The sequence below is a fragment of the Colwellia sp. TT2012 genome, assembly GCF_001440345.1.
In the GTDB taxonomy this organism is placed as follows: Bacteria; Pseudomonadota; Gammaproteobacteria; order Enterobacterales; family Alteromonadaceae; genus Colwellia.
The window spans coordinates 1-753 of record NZ_LJYX01000167.1 but is presented as its reverse complement, the minus strand read 5'-3'; the positions used below and the strand labels follow the sequence as shown (position 1 = coordinate 753).

Below are 753 nucleotides of genomic sequence, written 5' to 3'. Positions count from 1 at the left end.
GGCGTTAGGGTAATACAGAGGTCCCCATAATTATGCACGAATATATTTTTATTTTACCTATACTCCTTTTTCTATTATTGGGTGTAATGAGCCCAGGACCTAGCTTCATCTTAGTGGCTCAAACTGCAATGTCTAAACCTCGCTCAGAGGCTATAGCTGTTTCTGTTGGGATGGGGGTTGGAGCAACAATCTTCGCAGTTATCGCCTCAGTAGGGCTGTTCGTTTTAATCGAGACAGTACCTTGGGTTTATATCGCTTTAAAGGTGATAGGAGGCAGTTACTTATGTTACTTAGCTTTCAAAATGTGGGGAAGATCCAACGAGCCTTTGGAGACAACAATCACTAGTCATAAAACTAATAATGGCATATTAAAAATGTTCTTCATTGGTTTGTTTACTCAATTGAGCAACCCTAAAACGGCTATTGTTTTTGGAAGTGTATTCGCCACTTTTTTACCTGAAAATCTACCAGAATATTCATATTTTATTATTACCGCGTCGACTTTTATTATTGATACGCTCTGGTATGTGCTAGTTGCAACATTGCTATCTACGTCAAAAGCACAAAAGGCTTATGCCAAATTTAAAAAGTATATTTGTAGACTTGCTGGTGGATTCATGGGCGTATTGGGTGTTAAATTGATATCTAGCCAACAATTACCCTAACAAGAAAATCAACAAGGACTAAAAACAGCGGGCTGTTCGCTTCGCTCCATTTTAGCCCACTATTTGTAGCCTGTTATTTAGGCGTTAG

Annotated in this window: 1 protein-coding gene; it reads left to right on the top strand. The window is 38.8% G+C overall.

Annotation, left to right across the window (positions count from 1 at the left end; all coding sequences use genetic code 11):
* The first annotated feature begins 32 nt into the window (after positions 1 to 32).
* Positions 33 to 665, top strand: a complete 633-nt coding sequence (locus tag ASU03_RS19355; RefSeq protein WP_157466008.1) for a LysE family translocator — start codon at positions 33 to 35, stop codon at positions 663 to 665.
* The last annotated feature ends 88 nt before the right edge of the window (positions 666 to 753 follow it).